Here is an 18,214-nt window from a genome sequence, read left to right as displayed (position 1 = left end):
TCAGTCGGCCAACTCCAGAATACGGGCAACCAGCTGCGAAAAAGTCATTCCCGCCTGCTTTGCTGCCATAGGTACTAAACTGTGGCTGGTCATGCCGGGTGACGTATTCGCTTCCAGTAGCTGGAAGTTGCCCTCGCCGTCGATCATCACATCCACACGCCCCCACCCTCTGCAACCTAACGCACGCCAGGCTGCTAATACTAATTGCTGTAATTCTGCTTCACGCTCAGCACTTAAACCGCTGGGGCAGAAGTATTGAGTATCATCCGAAAGGTATTTAGCTTCATAGTCATAGAACTCGCTGGTGGTCTTGATCTGTATTGAAGGCAAAATTTGCTCGCCCAAAATACCGACGGTATATTCGCCACCGCTTAAAAAGGCTTCAATCAGCACGTCATCGTCATGCCGAAAAGCTTCTTCCAGCGCCGCAGGCAATGCGCTCAACGTGTTTACGCGACTAATGCCTACGCTTGAGCCTTCACAGCTCGGTTTCACAAACAGCGGCAAGCCCAACGCCGCGATAGCAGCCTGGGTTTCTGCATCAAGTCCTGCATTCATTTGCTGGCGCGTCAGCCAGACAAAGCGTCCTGATGGTAAACCGCAGCCTTGCCACAATAGTTTGGTGCGTAATTTATCCATGGTGACGGCTGAGGCCATCACACCGCTGCCGGTATAAGGCAGATCCATAAACTCCAGCACCGCCTGCAGCGTGCCGTCTTCGCCGCCACGTCCGTGCAGCGCGATAAATGCTTTGGCGAAGCCCTGCTCTTTTAATTTCAGCACCGGCATATCGCGTGTATCGAACGCGTGCGCGTCGATACCGGCTTCACGCAGACCCGCTAAAACAGCGTTACCCGACATCAGCGATACCTCGCGCTCTGCCGAGGTGCCGCCCATTAATACCGCAACTTTCTCAGCCATGATGCTCCTCCGGTTGCAGCCTGCAGTCAGCCAGCTTACGCGCGACCTTGCCCACATTGCCCGCGCCCTGTACCAGGATCAGATCATTGCCCGACAGCAACGGTGCCAGCATTTCCGGCAGCGCCTCATGGTCTGGCACTAAAATCGGGTCAACTTTCCCGCGTCCCCGGATGGTGCGACACAGCGAGCGGCTATCGGCTCCTGGGACTGGTGCTTCACCGGCGGCATAAACATCCAGCATCAGCAGCACATCCACCTGTGACAACACATTAGCGAAGTCATCGAACAGATCGCGAGTTCGCGTATAGCGATGCGGCTGAAACACCATCACCAGCTTTTTATCGGGCCAGCCCGCACGCGCCGCTTTAATCGTGGCATCAACTTCGGTGGGATGATGGCCATAATCATCTACTAGCATCGCGCTGCCAGCGTGACCATTAACCGGTTCAGTTGGGTACTCGCCTAACAGATCAAAGCGGCGTCCCGTACCCTGAAAACTTTCCAGCGCCGCCAGGATAGCGTTGTCATCAATGCCTTCTTCACTGGCAACCGCGACCGCAGCAGCAGCATTGAGGGCGTTATGGCGGCCCGGCGCATTCAGCGTGACGTGCAGGCGCGGCTTATCCTGACGCATTAAAGTGAAACGCCCCTGCGAGCCACGTTGCTCGTAATTTTCAATACGGAAATCAGCATCGTCACTGAAACCGTACGTCGTAATTTGACGGCCCACGCGCGGGATCAAATCGCGGATCACGACGTCATCGACACACATCACCGCACGTCCATAAAATGGCAGGTTGTGCAGGAAGTTGATGAACGTCTGCTTGAGATTCTCGAAGTCACCCTGGTAGGTATCCATGTGATCGGCTTCGATGTTGGTAACAATGGCGACCATCGGTTGCAGATGCAGGAACGACGCATCGCTTTCATCCGCTTCCGCGATCAGGTAACGACTGCTGCCGAGACGCGCATGCGTGCCTGCGGCTTTCACTAACCCACCATTTACGAAAGTGGGATCCAGCCCGCCTTCGGCGTAAATGCTTGAAACCATGGCGGTGGTGGTGGTTTTACCGTGCGTACCCGCAACCGCAATGCCATGACGAAAGCGCATCAGTTCCGCCAGCATCTCAGCACGACGGATTACCGGAATACGCTGTTCCCTGGCGGCAACCAGCTCCGGGTTGTCCTGCGCTACCGCACTGGAAACCACCACAACGCTGGCATCAGTGACGTTCTCAGGGCGATGGTTAAAATAAATTGTTGCTCCCAGCGCAGCGAGATTCTGCGTCACTGGGTTCGGCGCCAGATCAGAACCGCTGATATGGTAGCCTTCATTCGCTAACACTTCGGCAATACCGCCCATGCCAGCACCACCGATGCCGACAAAGTGGATGTGCCGGACGCGACGCATCTCAGGCACGATAGAACGCAGTTTTGCCAGTTGTTGTGTATTCATCGCTCTCAATTACCTGCTGTTTCAGTTTGTGCTCAGCGTGAGCACAGGCCAGTCGGTCTGACCAGATTCATTACTTTGCGGCACGAGCCACTTCCAGCGCGACCCGATCGGTCGCATCGGGAATCGCCACCTGACGCGCTTTCTCAGCCATCATCAACAGGGTCTGGCGATCCCAGTGGCGCAGCGTGTCCGCTACGGCATCCGCAGTAAATTGCGGTTGCTCAAAAATTTTGGCCGCTCCCGCTTTCTCCAGCGGTAACGCGTTCCAGTATTGCTGGCGATCTTTATGCTGGAACGGCACAAAGATCGCGGGTAATCCGGCTGCGGCAATTTCGCTCACGGTTAACGCACCGGAACGACAGACCACCACATCAGCCCAGGCATACGCGGCCGCCATATCATCAATAAACTCGGTCACGTTATGCTGTGTTTGCCCGGTCTGCTCGTAGGCTTTTTGCACTTCAGGCAGCCCGCCTTTGCCGGTCTGATGCCAAATCGTGATTTGCTCGCCCAGTTCGGCGGCCACCTCGGGCACCGTTTGATTCAATACGCGTGCGCCCTGGCTGCCCCCTATCACTAAGACGCGAATCGGGCCGCTACGTCCGGCCAGACGTACTTCCGGTAAGGGTAATGCCAATACATCGTTGCGTACTGGATTGCCCACCACGTCCGCTTTCGGGAACGCGCCGGGAAAAGCCTGCATCACCTTGCTGGCTATCTTTGCCAGCCATTTGTTAGTCAACCCGGCGATGCCGTTTTGCTCATGTAATACCACCGGAATGCCGCAACTCCACGCCGCTAAACCGCCAGGACCAGATACGTAGCCTCCCATGCCAAGCACCACGTCCGGCTGCCATGCTTTCATGATGGTTCGCGCCTGACGCCACGCCTTGAAAATACGCGCCGGTGCTAACAGCTGTGCTTTGACGCCTTTACCGCGCAATCCACTGATGCGGATAAAATCAATTTCGATGCCGTGCTTCGGCACTAAATCAGCTTCCATACGGTCGGCAGTTCCTAACCAACGTACCTGCCAGCCCTGTTCCATCAGATGATGGGCAACGGCCAGACCGGGGAATACATGTCCGCCAGTACCGCCCGCCATCACCATCAGTCGCTTACCGCTCATCGACCACCTCGGGTAAACGCCTGGGCTTTCGCCAGACGCGTTTCATAATCTATGCGCAACAGGAACACGATCGCCGTCGACATAATGATCAAGCTGGAGCCGCCGTAGCTGATCAACGGTAACGTCAAACCTTTAGTCGGCAACATACCCGCTGCCGCCCCGACGTTAACCAGCGCCTGGAAACTAAACCACACGCCAATTGAACAGCCTAAAAACCCGGAAAAGCGTTGATCGATCTCCAGTGCGCGGCGTCCAATCGACATTGCGCGAAAAGCGACGAAGAATACCATTAACAGCGCTAAAACCACACCGATGTAGCCGAGTTCTTCACCAATAATGGAGAAAATAAAATCGGTATGAGCTTCAGGCAAATACTCAAGTTTTTGCACTGAATTCCCGAGTCCCTGCCCCCAAAATTCACCGCGGCCAAACGCCATCAGCGACTGCGTTAGCTGGTAGCCGCTGCCGAAGGGATCTTCCCATGGGTTCCAGAAAGAGGTTACACGGCGCATACGATAAGGTTCAGCGATGATCAACAGCACCACAGAGAAGATACCGGAGCCGATAATCGCCAGGAACTGCCACATTTTTGCACCCGCCAGGAACAGCATCGCCAGCGTGGTAACAAATAACACGACGACAGTACCGAGATCCGGCTGCGCCAGAAGCAATACCGCCAGTACCACCATCACGCCCATCGGCTTACAGAAGCCCCAAAAATTGTTACGGACCTCTTCTACTTTGCGCACCAGATAACTGGCGAGATAGCAGAACAGCGCCAGCTTGGATAATTCGGCGGGCTGAATACGCAGCGGGCCCAGAGCAATCCAGCGTGATGCCCCATTTACCGAGCTACCCACTACCAATACGATGAGCAGCATCACCACGGTCGCCATCAACATAACGTTGCTGTAGCGCTGCCAGAAATCCATTGGGACCCGTAATGTCACCAGTGCCATACCCAGTGCCAGCACCAGATAAAAAGCATCACGTTTGGCAAAATAGAACGGATCTTCTGACAAGCGTTGACCTACCGGCATGGAGGCTGATGTCACCATGATGAAACCAATGACCGCCAGGCCGAAGGTCAACCACAGCAAGGTTCGGTCATAGAGCACCAGCGAAGTATCGTCACTTTCACGCGATCCCATCACCCAGTCTTTCAGGCGGCCAGAGAAGTAGCCCGTCAATCCAATGCCAGGAATACGCATCAGCTCAGCTCCTTCGCCAGTTGCGCAAACGTGTCGCCACGCTGCTCAAAATTGCGGAACTGGTCGAGGCTGGCGCAGGCTGGCGATAGCAGTACCATGTCACCGGGCTGAACCTGCGCGGCAATTTGCTCTATCGCTTGCTGCATGGTGTCGGTACGTACCGAGACTTCAGGACGTAACGCTGCCAGCTCATCACCATCCTTGCCAAAGCAGAACAAACGTAAATTATCGCCTTGCAGATAACGCCTGAGTGGCGAAAAATCTGCCGCTTTACCGTCTCCACCGAGTAGCAGCCACAGCGTGCCTTTGACCTGCAACCCTTTTAGCGCCGCTTCGGTGCTGCCGACGTTGGTGGCTTTTGAATCGTTAATCCAGCGCACGCCGTTATGTTCATGCACTAACTGAAAGCGATGCGCTAATCCGTTATAGGACGTTAGCGCCGCCAGGCTGGTTGCACGCGGCAAGCCAACGGCATCGGCTAACGCTAAGGCAGCCAGCGCATTGGTATAGTTATGCTGCCCACTTAACTGCATTTCGTCGGTATTCAGCACCTTCTCGCCTTTTACGCGCAACCAGGTCCTGCCCTGCTGCTTGTTCAGATGATAATCGCCCACGTCGATACCAAAGCTGACACAGCGCGAACCAGCCCCGCGCACCGGCATCGTTAAGCCGTCATCGGCGTTGACCACACAAACCTGTGCGTTTTCATAGATACGCAATTTAGCGGCGCGATATTGCTGCATCCCCAACGGATAGCGATCCATATGATCTTCCGACACGTTGAGAATGGTGGCAGCAGCGGCCTTCAGGCTATGCGTGGTTTCCAGCTGGAAGCTCGACAGCTCAAGCACATAAAGCTGTGCCGGAGACTTCAACAGGCTCAGCGCTGGCAAACCAATATTGCCGCCGACGCCAACTGACCAGCCCGCTGCTTTTGCCATTTCGCCGACCAGCGTGGTCACGGTACTTTTTCCGTTTGAGCCGGTGATCGCCACGACAGGTGCCTGCGCTTCACGACAGAACAGTTCAATATCGCCAACGATTTCGATGCCCGCTTCAGCCGCTTCGCTCAATGCCGGGTGCGACAGAGCAATACCGGGGCTGGCGACAATCAGATCGGCAGCCAGCAGCCAGTCGAGGTTGAGGCCGCCCACATGACACTCAACCTGTGAAGGAACCTGGTCGAGGCCGGGCGGCGACACACGGGTGTCCATCACGCGCGGTGTGGCACCTTGCGCTAAAAAGAAATCAACACAGGAAAGCCCGGTCAGGCCCAGCCCAATGATGACGACTTTTCTGCCCCGATAGTCAGCCATAATTAACGTACCTTCAGCGTGGCCAGGCCAATCAGCACCAGCATCAGCGAAATAATCCAGAAGCGCACGATAACGCGCGGCTCCGGCCAGCCTTTCAATTCGTAGTGGTGATGGATCGGCGCCATGCGAAAAATACGCTGGCCACGCAGCTTGAACGATCCCACCTGTAAAATCACCGACAGGGTTTCAACCACAAATACGCCGCCCATGATCACCAGTAAAAACTCCTGACGCAGCAGCACGGCAATAGTGCCCAGCGCGCCACCCAGCGCCAGTGAACCCACGTCGCCCATGAAAACCTGGGCCGGATAGGTGTTAAACCACAGGAAGCCCAACCCTGCCCCGACAATCGCGGTGCAAACAATCACCAGTTCACCTGCGTGACGAAGATAAGGAATATGCAGATATTCAGCGAATTTCACGTTACCGGTTGCCCAGGCAACCAAAGCAAAGCCTGCAGCAACAAAGACGGTTGGCATAATCGCCAGGCCATCAAGGCCATCGGTTAAGTTCACCGCATTGCCCGTACCCACAATAACGAAATAGGCCAGCAGCACATAAAACAGGCCCAACTGCGGCATGATGTCTTTGAAGAACGGCACCACCAGCTGTGTGGCCGGTGTATCTTTTCCCGCCAGATACAGAGCAAAGGCAACGCCTAATGAAATCACCGACATCCAGAAATATTTCCAGCGCGCGATCAGGCCTTTAGTGTCTTTGCGCACCACTTTGCGATAGTCATCAACAAAGCCGATAATACCAAAGCCCACCAGCACCACTAATACGCACCAGACATACGGGTTCGCAGGATACGCCCACATCAATACCGAGAGGGTAATCGATGTGAGAATCATAATGCCGCCCATCGTTGGCGTGCCGCGCTTACTAAAATGTGACTCGGGCCCATCGTTACGCACCACCTGACCAATCTGCAGTTTTTGCAGCCAGGCAATCAAACGCGGCCCCATATACAGAGAAATAAACAGAGCGGTCAGCAGGCTGACAATGGCGCGAAACGTCAGATACGAAAAGACGTTAAAACCTGAATAAAATGCGACCAGATGTTCGGCCAGCCAAACTAACATGTTCCTTTCTCCTGTAAGCTCTGTACTACCTGCTCCATGGCGGCACTACGCGAACCCTTAATCAAGACAGTCATTGCTTTATGCTCGGACAACAGCGCCCGTAATCGTTCAGTAAGCGTCGCTTTATCGCTGAAATGTTCGCCAACGCCACTGCTTTCACTGATGAGGTGGCTGATTTTTCCCGTACTCAATACGCGATCAATGCCGGCCGATTTAGCCGCAAGCCCAACTTCACGGTGGCACTGTTCCGCTTCATTACCCAGTTCCGCCATATCGCCGACGACCATCACCCGGTAGCCCGGCATTTCACCCAGCACCTGGGCCGCCGCCGTCATTGAACCGACGTTAGCATTGTAGCTATCATCCAGTAATAACTGGTACGTCGATAGGCGGATTGGGAACAGCCGTCCGGGAACAGGCTGCAGTGTTTTAAGGCCGGCCTGAACTGCACTTAGCGGTGCATCTACCGAAACCGCCAGCGCGGCGGCAGCCAGGGCATTAGCAATGTTATGTCGGCCCGGTAACGGCAGCGAAATCGCCACGTCGCCACGTGGGGTATGCATTGTAAAGTGGGTTCCATCCTGACCAATGCTGATATTGCTGGCAGAGAAATCGCAGCCCTCTTCTGCCTGTGAAGAGAAGCGCCAGACCGTTTTGCCATGGAGATGTTGCTGCCAGTGCGGCCAGTCGTTACTCTCGGCATTGAGAATCGCGGTGCCGTGAGCCGGCAAACCAAAAAAGATTTCGCCCTTCGCTTTGGCGACGCCATCCAGCGATCCAAAACCTTCAAGGTGAGCGGCTGCCAGATTATTCACCAGAGCGCTTTCAGGTCTTACCAGTTCGGTCGTATAAGCGATTTCGCCTTGATGGTTGGCGCCCAACTCAATCACTGCATATTGATGCTCCGCAGTCAGACGCAACAGCGTCATCGGCACGCCGAAATCATTATTCAGGTTACCGGCGGTATAAAGCGTTTCGCCGCATTGACGTAAAATCGCCGCGGTCATCTCTTTCACCGACGTTTTACCGGATGAGCCAGTTAATGCCACCACGCGCGCTTTCGCCTGCTGACGTACCCATGCCGCCAGCTTGCCGAATGCCAGTCGCGTATCCTGGACCACGACCTGCGGTACGGTGACAGGTAAACGTTTATTGACAAGCAGAGCCAACGCCCCGTTAGCGATAGCCTCGTCAACCAGGTCATGGGCGTCAAAGCGTTCGCCTACAATGGCAATAAACAGGCAGCCTGCGGTGACTTTACGCGTATCAGTAGTGACATCATTGAGCGTTAAATCACTGCCGGACAGCGTCCCGCCGGTGATTTGCGCTAAGGTGTGCAAGGAAACGGGAATCATGCCGCGCCTCCTAATAAAGCCGCAACGGTCGCACGGTCAGAGTAATCAAGACGGCGATGGCCAATGATTTGATAGTCTTCATGGCCTTTGCCCGCCACCAGTACGATGTCGTCTGGCTGGGCTTGCATGATGGCGTTGGTTACCGCTTGTGCACGGCCCGCGACAACGCAGGCGCGGCCTGGGTCGAGCAGACCGCTGAGAATATCATTCACAATGGCTTTAGGATCTTCGCTTCGCGGATTGTCATCGGTGATCACCACCACATCAGCAAATTGCTCGGCAATGGCTCCCATCAGTGGGCGCTTACCTTTATCACGGTCGCCACCGCAGCCGAACAGGCACCAGAGTTTGCCTTTGCAGTGCAGCCGCGCTGCGTCTAACGCTTTTTCCAGCGCATCCGGCGTATGGGCATAATCCACCACGACTGTTGGCTTACCCGCGGCGCTAAACACTTCCATGCGGCCAGTTACTGGCTGTAACTGCGGCGCAACGCGCACTAAGTCGCTCAGCGAATAACCTAATGCCAGCAGGGTCGCCAATGCCAGCAGCAAATTATTCACGTTAAAAGCCCCCATCAGGCGGCTATCAATCTCACCTGTGCCCCAGCCTGAGCTGAAGCGGATATGGGCGCCATTATCATGATACGTAACGTTGTCAGCTTTCAGCCAACGGCCGCGACAGCCTGGCTGCAAGTTGCTTTCCATGGTTACCGCGACGGCATCTGGCAACGTGGCTAACCAGCGGCGGCCTACTTCATCGTCGGCATTGAGAATGGCTTCGCCAACCTGATGTTCAGAGAACAGTCGCCATTTGGCTGATTCGTAGCTCTGCATATCGCCATGATAATCAAGATGATCGCGGCTGAGATTGGTGAATACCGCAGCGGCAAACGGCAGCGCGGCGACACGATGTTGCACTAAACCGTGGGAGGAGATTTCCATTGCCGTCAGGGTTGCGCCCTTCCCGGCCAGATCATGCAGCACATGCTGTATATCCACTGCGGAGCCGGTGGTATTTTCAGTTGGCGTGAGTTGACCCACCAGACCGTTGCCTACCGTACCCATCACTGCACTGGTTTCACCCAACAGCTGCGCCCATTGCGCCAGCAATTGCGTCGTTGTGGTTTTTCCGTTAGTACCGGTTACGCCAATTAATTTTTGTTTTTCACCCGGCTGCTGATAAAAACGTCCCGCTAAAGCCGACAAGCGTTGATGCAGCTGAGCCAGGTAAATTACCGGCACACCATGCATTTCGCGGATTTCACCGTCCATTGCCTCGCCTTCCGCTTCAGCAATCACGGCAGCAACGCCCTGAGCAATAGCTTGCGGAATAAAACGCCGTCCATCGGAGTGGTGGCCTGCAACAGCCACAAACAGATCGCCTGAAGCCGCGATGCGGCTATCAAGAGTCATGTCACGAAGCTGACGCGCCGGCGCGTCTGGCACCCATGGGCCAAGTAAATCGCGCAGGTTACGATCTGTCACTTGATTCCTCACTTCTGTTAGTCACCAACTCGTTCTTGTCATTCACCGGCAACGCGTCTGGCTCAACATTCATGGTGCGTAAAACCCCGCCCATGATGGCACCAAACACGGGTGCAGAAACTGCACCGCCATAATATTTACCGCCTTGCGGATCGTTGATCACCACGACCAGCGCAAAACGTGGACGGCTGGCTGGCGCAACGCCCGCGGTATAAGCAATGTATTTATTGATGTAGCGTCCATCCGGGCCAACTTTTTTCGCCGTTCCGGTTTTAATCGCGATACGGTATCCCTTGAGGGCAGCTTTTACACCGCCACCACCTGGCAGCGCTACGCTCTCCATCATGTGCATCACGGTTTTTACCAGTGATTCATCGAAGACGCGCTGCCCGGCGACAGGCGGATCCACTTTGGTAATCGACAGGGGACGATTAATGCCATAACTGCCGATCGTTGCGTAGACTCGCGCTAACTGTAACGGCGTTACCATTAGCCCGTAGCCGAAAGAGAAGGTGGCCCTCTCTATGTCAGACCACCGTTGTTTTTGAGGGTATAAGCCACTACTTTCCCCGACCAGCCCCAAATTGGTCGGTTTGCCCAGCCCAAAGCGCGCGTAAGTATCTACCAGCGCAGAGGAAGGCATCGCTAACGCCAAATGTGAAACTCCGACGTTACTCGACTTCTGCAGAATCCCCGTCAGGGTCAATTCGTTATAACGCGCCACATCTTTGATCTCATGACCATTTACGCGATACGGCAAGGTATTCAAAACGCTATTTTCTTTGACCACACCCCGTTGCAGCGCCGTCATCACCACCATTGGTTTCACTGTCGAGCCTGGCTCAAAGATGTCGGTAATGGCGCGGTTGCGCATCAGCTCTTTTGGGGTATTGCTAAGATTGTTGGGGTTATAAGCGGGGCTGTTAGCCATCGCCAGTACTTCGCCGGTATTTACATCGACCAGTACAGCCGTACCCGATTCGGCTTTATTAAAGGCTACCGCGTTATTCAGTTCACGATAAACTAGCGCCTGTAAACGCTCGTCGATACTTAACGTCAGATTGTGTGCCGCCCGGCTGTCTACAGAAGAGATGTCTTCAATCACCCGACCATAGCGATCTTTACGCACCGTACGTTCCCCCGGCGCGCCGGTTAGCCATTTATCGAAGCTCTTTTCAACGCCTTCAATACCCTGACCATCAATATTGGTAAAACCGATCAAATGCGAGGTGACCTGCCCTGCCGGGTAATAACGGCGGGATTCTTCACGCAAATGAATACCAGGCAGCTTGAGCTTTTTAACGTATTCGCCGATGGCAGGATTCACCTGGCGCGCCAGATAGACAAAGCGTCCTTTAGGATTGGCATTAACGCGCGTAGCCAGCTGATCAAGGGGGATGGAGAGCGCATCGCATAGCGCTTTCCAGCGGCTATCCAGGGTTACGCCACCACCGGCGTGCAGCTCTTTTGGATCGGCCCAGATAGCATTAACCGGCACGCTTACGGCCAGCGGACGACCCGCGCGATCGCTGATCATACCGCGCGCGGTGGGAACCGCCTGCACGCGCAGCGAACGTAAATCGCCCTCTTTTACCAGCTTGTCTGGGTTGATCACCTGTAACCAGGCAACACGTGAAAGCAGCCCGCCCAGTGCCAGCAGAATGCAGCCACACAGCAACGCGAAACGCCAGCTTACAAAGCTGGCTTTATCTTCCGGTTTTTTCAACTTCAGCGTTCTGCCCGCGCCGCTCATTCGCTGTTTGAGGTCCTTATTTCTGTACCACAATATTTTCTTGTGAAGGATCAACATGCTGCATCTGCAGTTTCTCTGTCGCGATCCGCTCTACCCGGCTGTGATCGCCCAGGGCGTTTTCTTCTAAAATCAGGTTGCGCCATTCGATATCCAGCGCGTCACGTTCCAGGACTAACTGCTCACGCTGTGCCGTTAATAAACGCGTTTTGTGTGTGGTGGTCACAACAAACATCGCTGAAACCACCACGGCGATAAGCAGCAATAGCGGAATTTTGCCCTTGCGTAGCAGATCGCCACCAATAACGCCGGGCAGGCTATGACGCTCATTGCCGATCATGCTTAGGTTCTCTCCGCAATACGTAATACCGAACTACGCGCTCGCGGGTTCTCTGCGACTTCCCGCTCGCCCGGCACCAGCTTGCCAAGCAGCTTCAGCTCACGTCCCCCTAATGCTTTGAGCTGCTGCTCAGTCATCGGTAAGCCTGCCGGGACCTGCGGACCGCGGCTTTGATCGCGCATAAAGCGCTTAACCAGGCGATCTTCCAGTGAATGGAAGCTAATGACAGATAAGCGGCCTTCGGTTGCCAGCACCTCGACAGCCCCTTTCAGCGCGGTATCGATCTCTTCCAGTTCGCTGTTAATCCAGATCCGTATCGCCTGGAAACTGCGGGTTGCAGGATGCTTAAATTTATCTTTGACCGGTGTTGCCGCCGCAATAACGTCAGCTAACTCTTTGGTGCGCGTCATGGGCTGTTCGCGATTGCGCTCTACGATGGCGCGCGCAATGCGCTTAGCAAAACGCTCTTCACCGTACGTTTTCAGCACAAAGGCAATATCTGCCTCTTCAGCATGAAGTAACCATTCTGCTGCCGAATGGCCACGTGTGGGGTCCATACGCATATCCAGCGGCCCATCGCGCATAAAGGAGAAGCCACGTTCAGCATCATCCAGCTGCGGAGAAGACACCCCAAGATCCAGCAAAATGCCGTCGATCTTACCCACCAGCCCGCGCTCGCGGACATACTCTGCCAGGGCAGAAAAAGGGCCATGAATAATTAAAAAACGCGGATCGCTTATCTCAGCGGCCGCGGCGATAGCTTGCGGATCACGATCGATGGCAATCAGCGTCCCCTTCGCCCCAAGTTGCGAAAGAATTAAGCGCGAATGACCGCCACGACCAAATGTGCCGTCAATGTAGATCCCGTCGTCCTTAATATTGAGGCCGTTAACCGCCTCATCCAACAGCACGGTGGTATGTTTAAAATTTTCCTGCATAGCTATAGCGACAAGTCCTGCAACCGTTCAGATAAAGGCTCCTGAGCCGACTGCTCTGCGTCAATATCTTCCTTAACTTGTTGATACCAGGTCTGTTCATCCCACAGCTCAAATTTATTGAACTGTCCAACCAGCATCACTTCTTTTGTTAATTTGGCGTGCTGACGAAGGGTATTCGCCAGCAACAAACGCCCTGCATTATCCATCTGACATTCGCTGGCGTGCCCCAACAGCAAGCGCTGCACGCGACGCTCAAGCGGATTCATGCTAGATAAACGCGCAAGCTTCTTTTCAATGATTTCCCATTCGGGCAAGGTATAAAGCAGCAGGCAGGGCTGATGAAGATCGATGGTACATACCATCTGACCTTGTGATTCCCCCTTCAACAAATCGCGATAGCGTGTTGGTACGGCCAGACGTCCTTTGCTGTCGAGATTGACTAACGTTGCTCCTCGGAACATGTCAGTCTCACCCCCTCAGTTACCTGTTTCCACCACTTTATCCCACTTTTTACCACGAAACGAGTTTAAGGACCCGATGAAATCCTTGTCAAGCCAGAGCGGTAGATGAATATCACTATTTCCTGCTGACTAAAATTCAATTGAAGGATGGCGACACTGCTGAAAAAAAACTAAAAAAAATTAACCCGATGAATAACTGAATAAAATTAATTTGCTTAAATAAGATTGGCGAAAAAATAAATAACTTATCAGGGATGACGCCTTATCGTGGATTCTGAGACAGCGGCAGCATTTTAGGGGGTTTCTTAAAGGGTGATGAGAACGCCAGAAAAGCTGGGGCCAGCAAGGCTGTTGAAGAAATAAACAAAGAAGAAAAATACATTTCTAATTTGTTAGCTGACGTGTTCATTGTTTACGCTTTTTTACGCCAGCGGAATGTAATCGAAACACAACGTCCTGATTAATTATTATGGGCAGCATCATGACTGCCCGTCAGTCATTTTGTTTTGCGGCTTAATTGCCCACGACGAAATAAATTACGACGAATTCGCGTCAGACCCGGTTTGGGTTTTTTTGGCTCATCCAGCGAGGCGAGAACCAGTTCCAGCACGCGCTCAGCGACATCACGGTGCCGCTGACCCACCGCCAGCACCGGACACTCTAAAAAGTCCAGCAATTCGTGGTCGCCAAATGTCGCAATCGCCAGTTCGGTTGGCAGTCGCCCGTCACGTTTCAGCGTGACATCCATAACACCTTGCAGCAGCCCAAATGACGTCGTAAACAGCGCGTCAGGCATGGGATGATCGTCGAGATATTTTTCGAACCGCGCAGCAGCAGCTGTGCGTTCAAAACTGTTGCAGTAAATATACTCAATGGGCCGTTCATCGTCTTTCCACGCGTCGCGGAACCCCATTTCACGTAAAAAGCTGACAGAAAGCTCCGGTAATGCGCCTAAAAAAAGCACATTGTTTATCTCCAGCTGACGCAGTTCAGTCGCCAGGGTAAAGGCATCATCCTGATCCGCCCCGACAACGCTGGTAAAGTGTTCGCGATCCAGGGCACGATCCAGGGCAATAATCGGCAGCGCGTTATGGATCCAGCGCTGGTAGAAAGGATGTTCCGGGGGTAATGAGGTTGAGACGATAATCGCATCAACCTGGCGTTGCAGCAGATGCTCAATGCAGCGCATTTCATTATCGGGTTGATCTTCTGAGCAGGCGATCAGTAACTGGTAGCCACGCTGGCGTGCCTGCCGCTCAAGATAATTTGCGATACGCGTATAGCTGGTGTTCTCTAAATCAGGAATGACTAAACCAATCGAACGGGTACGTCCCGCGCGCAGCCCAGCGGCCACCGCATTCGGGTGGTAATTATGCTCACGCACCACCGCCATGACTTTCTCAACGGTTTTATCGCTTACACGATACTGCCGCGCTTTGCCGTTAATAACATAACTGGCCGTGGTGCGCGACACGCCCGCCAGGCGCGCAATTTCATCCAGTTTCACGATAACTCCACAATCAGGCTCGCTTCTGCAGCATCTCTATCCGCAGTTACGCTAAGGACAACTCTGGTTACATCTAACAGCAGAAAAGTGTGCGGGGCAACCGCTTTTGTTATGCCAGACGTTATAACGCATAAAAAAGAAAAAACCCGGCATTTCGCCAGGTTAGGAGAAAGTTTAAGGATTAGGCGACGTGATTAACGCATGATCCGGTCACCACGAGAAACCCCGACAATGCCGGAACGCGCAATTTCTACAATTTCCGCGACATCACGAATGGAGTTCAAAAACGCATCCAGTTTGTCGCTGGTGCCTGCCAGCTGAACCGTATAAAGCGTTGGCGTGACATCAATGATCTGACCGCGGAAAATTTCAGCACTGCGCTTAACTTCTTCGCGGCCATATCCGCTCGCCTGAATTTTCACCAGCATGATTTCACGCTCAACGTAAGCGCCTTGTCCTAATTCAGTCACACGTAATACATCCACCAGCTTGTGTAACTGTTTTTCGATCTGTTCCAGAACTTTTTGATCGCCAACCGTTTGAATAGTCATACGCGACAAGGTGGGATCGTCGGTTGGCGCCACGGTCAGGCTTTCAATGTTGTAGCCACGTTGTGAAAACAAGCCAACCACACGAGACAATGCGCCGGATTCGTTTTCCAGCAAAACTGATAAAATACGACGCATAATTAAGTCCTCTCCGTTTTGCTCAACCACATCTCATCCATACCGCCACCGCGAATTTGCATCGGGTAAACATGCTCGCTGCCATCAACCGTGACATCTACAAATACCAGACGGCCTTTCGCCAGCGTTTCCAGCGCTAACGTTAACTTCTCCTCCAGCTCAGCAGGATGCTGGATGGCGATGCCAACATGGCCGTAAGCCTCTGCCAGGCGGACGAAATAGGGCAGCGATTCCATATAGGATTGCGAATGGCGACCCGAATAAATCATGTCCTGCCACTGCTTCACCATGCCAAGAAAGCGGTTGTTCAGGTTGAGCACCAGCACCGGCAAATTGTATTGCAAGGCGGTAGAAAGCTCCTGGATATTCATCTGGATACTGCCATCGCCGGTCACACAGATGACCGTTTCTTCTGGCAGCGCCATTTTCACACCCAGCGCAGCAGGTAGCCCAAAGCCCATCGTTCCTAAACCCCCTGAGTTAATCCAGCGGCGTGGCTTGTTGAACTGATAATAGAGCGCGGCAAACATCTGATGCTGACCGACATCCGACGTGACGTAAGCGTCACCGCTGGTCAGGCGGCAAATCGTTTCGATGACAGCCTGTGGCTTGATTTTATCGCTGGTGCGATCAAACTCCAGACACTTGCGGCTGCGCCAGCCATCAATCGATTGCCACCAGTCGCGCAGGCTGTCGAGCTGTTGTTTACTTTCGCTTTGGGCCAGCAAGTCCAGCATTTGCTGCAGAACCTGTTTCGCATCGCCAACAATGGGAATATCAGCGGCAACGGTTTTCGAGATTGACGTAGGATCAATGTCAATATGCATCACTGTGGCATTTGGGCAATACTTTGCCAGATTATTGGTGGTGCGATCGTCAAAGCGCACGCCAATACCAAAGATCAGGTCGGCATTGTGCATCGTCATATTCGCTTCATACGTGCCGTGCATGCCCAGCATACCCACACATTGACGATGCGTGCCTGGGAAGGCCCCCAGCCCCATCAATGACGTGGTTACCGGAATATTCAGGCTTTCAGCCAGTTGCAGCAACTCGGCTTCACAGGCTGAAGTAATCGCGCCGCCACCGGCATATATCACAGGCTTATGAGCGGCTAACAGCGTTTGCAACGCACGCTTAATCTGACCTTTATGCCCCTGGACTGTGGGGTTGTAAGATCGCATACTGACGGAATCTGGCCACATATAAGGCAGCTTATTGGCGGGATTCAGAATATCTTTCGGCAGATCGATAACCACCGGTCCCGGACGCCCACTGGCAGCCAGCCAAAACGCTTTTTTCAGCACGCCAGGAATTTCTTCGGTGCTTTTAACTAAGAAGCTGTGTTTTACCACCGGGCGGGAAATCCCGACCATATCGCATTCCTGAAAAGCGTCGTAGCCAATCAGCGAGGAAGGGACTTGTCCCGACAGGATGACCAGCGGAATGGAATCCATGTAAGCCGTCGCAATGCCGGTAATAGCATTGGTCGCGCCGGGACCCGATGTCACCAGCACCACACCGACTTCGCCGGTCGCGCGCGCCAGACCGTCCGCCATGTGCACAGCGCCTTGTTCATGGCGTACTAATACGTGATCAATACCCCCTACCGTTTGCAGCGCATCGTAAATATCTAATACGGCGCCACCCGGATAACCGAATACCTGCTTTACGCCCTGATCGATTAACGAACGGACGACCATCTCGGCTCCTGACAACATCTCCATTTTCTGCCTCCAGGCTAAAGGAACTGAATCCATCGGCGACCGTTTTCCAGCACGCCACGGCATCCTGCCCTCTCTTCGCCAATTAAGATCAAAACCTTATGTTTATGCACAGACAGCGGAAATCATTTCTGCTGTCCAGATACAGAGAATTCTGCTGAGTTCATTCTTTTGATAGTAGGTCGATTACCATAACCGCAGAAAACCTGGCAGGCAAACATCAGGCATGACCAGGTTAATGAAACCGGCTGTAAAGGCTCTGCCTGACAAGTTTGAGCCGCGATGATTAAACTAATTACGCGCGATAACAGCAGACGAAAATGCTACTCATGAAATTATTTTTAGCGTGATCTAAGAAATAAAAAAAAGTTATTGCTGTGACCGTTAGCCCACAATTTCCTGAGATAAAACCTTTTTGGGGTTATTAACCTTAAAACGATGCATTTACATGAGATTATGTTGCTTTGCGCTGTTATCCCATTAAGACGATCGCTATAATAATGTCGATAAAAAACAATACATTTCAATTAATTAACAACAAAAATCACCACAGGATGGCCTTTTGTTATCTGCTGTTAATATTCCGAAGATTAATCTGTTGCGCATAACTCTGTGTCGGCCTGATATGACAGAATATTTTCCTTAGCAGCCTAACGACAGCGCCTTTCACTTAAGGTTGACATCATTCAGGGATTCCAGTACCAATATGTGCAGCAAAAAAATTTACGAGGTTTGAATCCATGTTTCGTTCTTCTCGCCTACCAGGTCTACTACTAAACGCAGCTAATTTGCGCGGTAGACTTGTGGGCGGAATCAAACACTGATTCAAACCTGCAGAAAGTTAAAAACCC

16 protein-coding genes are annotated in these 18,214 nt (G+C 53.2%); 1 reads left to right on the top strand and 15 read right to left on the bottom strand.

Translation table 11 applies throughout. From position 1 onward, the window contains the following. The 15 genes from QRY16_RS11390 to ilvI form a co-directional block, all read right to left on the bottom strand. A complete protein-coding gene (locus tag QRY16_RS11390; RefSeq protein ID WP_289776647.1) occupies nt 1–921 on the bottom strand; it encodes a D-alanine--D-alanine ligase in 921 nt (306 codons plus the stop codon). Further along, a complete protein-coding gene (murC, locus tag QRY16_RS11385; RefSeq protein ID WP_193403806.1) occupies nt 914–2,377 on the bottom strand; it encodes a UDP-N-acetylmuramate--L-alanine ligase in 1,464 nt (487 codons plus the stop codon). The genes QRY16_RS11390 and murC overlap by 8 nt, the downstream gene beginning before the upstream one ends. Nucleotides 2,378–2,447: 70 nt before the next feature. Then, on the bottom strand, nt 2,448–3,506 hold the full coding sequence (gene murG, locus QRY16_RS11380; RefSeq protein WP_289776646.1) for an undecaprenyldiphospho-muramoylpentapeptide beta-N-acetylglucosaminyltransferase: 1,059 nt from the start codon (nt 3,504–3,506) through the stop codon (nt 2,448–2,450). After that, entirely contained in the window at nt 3,503–4,717 is a 1,215-nt protein-coding gene (gene ftsW / locus QRY16_RS11375; protein ID WP_289776645.1) for a cell division protein FtsW, read from the bottom strand. The genes murG and ftsW overlap by 4 nt, the downstream gene beginning before the upstream one ends. Further along, a complete protein-coding gene (murD, locus tag QRY16_RS11370) occupies nt 4,717–6,033 on the bottom strand; it encodes a UDP-N-acetylmuramoyl-L-alanine--D-glutamate ligase (protein WP_289776644.1) in 1,317 nt (438 codons plus the stop codon). The genes ftsW and murD overlap by 1 nt, the downstream gene beginning before the upstream one ends. A gap of 2 nt (nt 6,034–6,035) precedes the next feature. Continuing rightward, nucleotides 6,036–7,118, bottom strand: a complete 1,083-nt coding sequence (mraY, locus tag QRY16_RS11365; RefSeq protein ID WP_289776643.1) for a phospho-N-acetylmuramoyl-pentapeptide-transferase — start codon at nt 7,116–7,118, stop codon at nt 6,036–6,038. After that, nucleotides 7,112–8,473, bottom strand: a complete 1,362-nt coding sequence (gene murF, locus QRY16_RS11360) for a UDP-N-acetylmuramoyl-tripeptide--D-alanyl-D-alanine ligase (protein WP_289776642.1) — start codon at nt 8,471–8,473, stop codon at nt 7,112–7,114. Before murF ends, mraY begins: the two co-directional genes overlap by 7 nt. Further along, on the bottom strand, nt 8,470–9,957 hold the full coding sequence (murE, locus tag QRY16_RS11355; protein ID WP_193403812.1) for a UDP-N-acetylmuramoyl-L-alanyl-D-glutamate--2,6-diaminopimelate ligase: 1,488 nt from the start codon (nt 9,955–9,957) through the stop codon (nt 8,470–8,472). The genes murF and murE overlap by 4 nt, the downstream gene beginning before the upstream one ends. Then, the gene (locus QRY16_RS11350; RefSeq protein ID WP_289776641.1) at nt 9,944–11,710 is read right to left on the bottom strand and encodes a peptidoglycan glycosyltransferase FtsI; all 1,767 of its coding nucleotides are present in this window, start codon (nt 11,708–11,710) and stop codon (nt 9,944–9,946) included. Before QRY16_RS11350 ends, murE begins: the two co-directional genes overlap by 14 nt. Before the next feature lie 16 nt (nt 11,711–11,726). Continuing rightward, nucleotides 11,727–12,047, bottom strand: a complete 321-nt coding sequence (ftsL, locus tag QRY16_RS11345; protein WP_193403814.1) for a cell division protein FtsL — start codon at nt 12,045–12,047, stop codon at nt 11,727–11,729. Between the two features lie 2 nt (nt 12,048–12,049). Beyond that, the gene (gene rsmH, locus QRY16_RS11340; protein WP_289776640.1) at nt 12,050–12,985 is read right to left on the bottom strand and encodes a 16S rRNA (cytosine(1402)-N(4))-methyltransferase RsmH; all 936 of its coding nucleotides are present in this window, start codon (nt 12,983–12,985) and stop codon (nt 12,050–12,052) included. A 2-nt stretch (nt 12,986–12,987) separates the two neighbouring features. Beyond that, complete coding sequence (mraZ, locus tag QRY16_RS11335) at nt 12,988–13,446, bottom strand: division/cell wall cluster transcriptional repressor MraZ (RefSeq protein ID WP_289776639.1); 459 nt, start codon at nt 13,444–13,446, stop codon at nt 12,988–12,990. Nucleotides 13,447–13,942: 496 nt separating this feature from the next. Then, entirely contained in the window at nt 13,943–14,953 is a 1,011-nt protein-coding gene (gene cra / locus QRY16_RS11330) for a catabolite repressor/activator (RefSeq protein ID WP_193403817.1), read from the bottom strand. Between the two features lie 194 nt (nt 14,954–15,147). Next, nucleotides 15,148–15,639: an acetolactate synthase small subunit gene (gene ilvN / locus QRY16_RS11325; RefSeq protein WP_193403818.1), complete on the bottom strand. Its 492-nt coding sequence runs from the start codon at nt 15,637–15,639 to the stop codon at nt 15,148–15,150. A 2-nt stretch (nt 15,640–15,641) separates the two neighbouring features. Next, entirely contained in the window at nt 15,642–17,366 is a 1,725-nt protein-coding gene (gene ilvI / locus QRY16_RS11320; protein ID WP_289776638.1) for an acetolactate synthase 3 large subunit, read from the bottom strand. Nucleotides 17,367–18,103: 737 nt separating this feature from the next. On the opposite strand from ilvI, the gene leuL reads away from it, so the two are divergent. After that, nucleotides 18,104–18,187 (top strand): leu operon leader peptide, encoded by an 84-nt coding sequence (gene leuL, locus QRY16_RS22215; protein ID WP_193403945.1) that lies wholly within the window; start codon nt 18,104–18,106, stop codon nt 18,185–18,187. Nucleotides 18,188–18,214 lie beyond the last annotated feature (27 nt).

This window comes from Mixta mediterraneensis, assembly GCF_030283135.1.
In the GTDB taxonomy this organism is placed as follows: domain Bacteria; phylum Pseudomonadota; class Gammaproteobacteria; order Enterobacterales; family Enterobacteriaceae; genus Pantoea; species Pantoea mediterraneensis.
This window is presented reverse-complemented; position numbering and strand designations above follow the sequence as displayed.

Coding starts and splice junctions, on each gene's coding strand:
- QRY16_RS11390 (WP_289776647.1), bottom strand. CDS start 921: ATGGCTGAGAAAGTTGCGGTATTAATGGGCGGCACCTCGGCAGAGCGC.
- murC (WP_193403806.1), bottom strand. CDS start 2,377: ATGAATACACAACAACTGGCAAAACTGCGTTCTATCGTGCCTGAGATG.
- murG (WP_289776646.1), bottom strand. CDS start 3,506: ATGAGCGGTAAGCGACTGATGGTGATGGCGGGCGGTACTGGCGGACAT.
- ftsW (WP_289776645.1), bottom strand. CDS start 4,717: ATGCGTATTCCTGGCATTGGATTGACGGGCTACTTCTCTGGCCGCCTG.
- murD (WP_289776644.1), bottom strand. CDS start 6,033: ATGGCTGACTATCGGGGCAGAAAAGTCGTCATCATTGGGCTGGGCCTG.
- mraY (WP_289776643.1), bottom strand. CDS start 7,118: ATGTTAGTTTGGCTGGCCGAACATCTGGTCGCATTTTATTCAGGTTTT.
- murF (WP_289776642.1), bottom strand. CDS start 8,473: ATGATTCCCGTTTCCTTGCACACCTTAGCGCAAATCACCGGCGGGACG.
- QRY16_RS11350 (WP_289776641.1), bottom strand. CDS start 11,710: ATGAGCGGCGCGGGCAGAACGCTGAAGTTGAAAAAACCGGAAGATAAA.
- ftsL (WP_193403814.1), bottom strand. CDS start 12,047: ATGATCGGCAATGAGCGTCATAGCCTGCCCGGCGTTATTGGTGGCGAT.
- rsmH (WP_289776640.1), bottom strand. CDS start 12,985: ATGCAGGAAAATTTTAAACATACCACCGTGCTGTTGGATGAGGCGGTT.
- mraZ (WP_289776639.1), bottom strand. CDS start 13,446: ATGTTCCGAGGAGCAACGTTAGTCAATCTCGACAGCAAAGGACGTCTG.
- ilvN (WP_193403818.1), bottom strand. CDS start 15,639: ATGCGTCGTATTTTATCAGTTTTGCTGGAAAACGAATCCGGCGCATTG.
- ilvI (WP_289776638.1), bottom strand. CDS start 17,366: ATGGAGATGTTGTCAGGAGCCGAGATGGTCGTCCGTTCGTTAATCGAT.
- leuL (WP_193403945.1), top strand. CDS start 18,104: ATGTTTCGTTCTTCTCGCCTACCAGGTCTACTACTAAACGCAGCTAAT.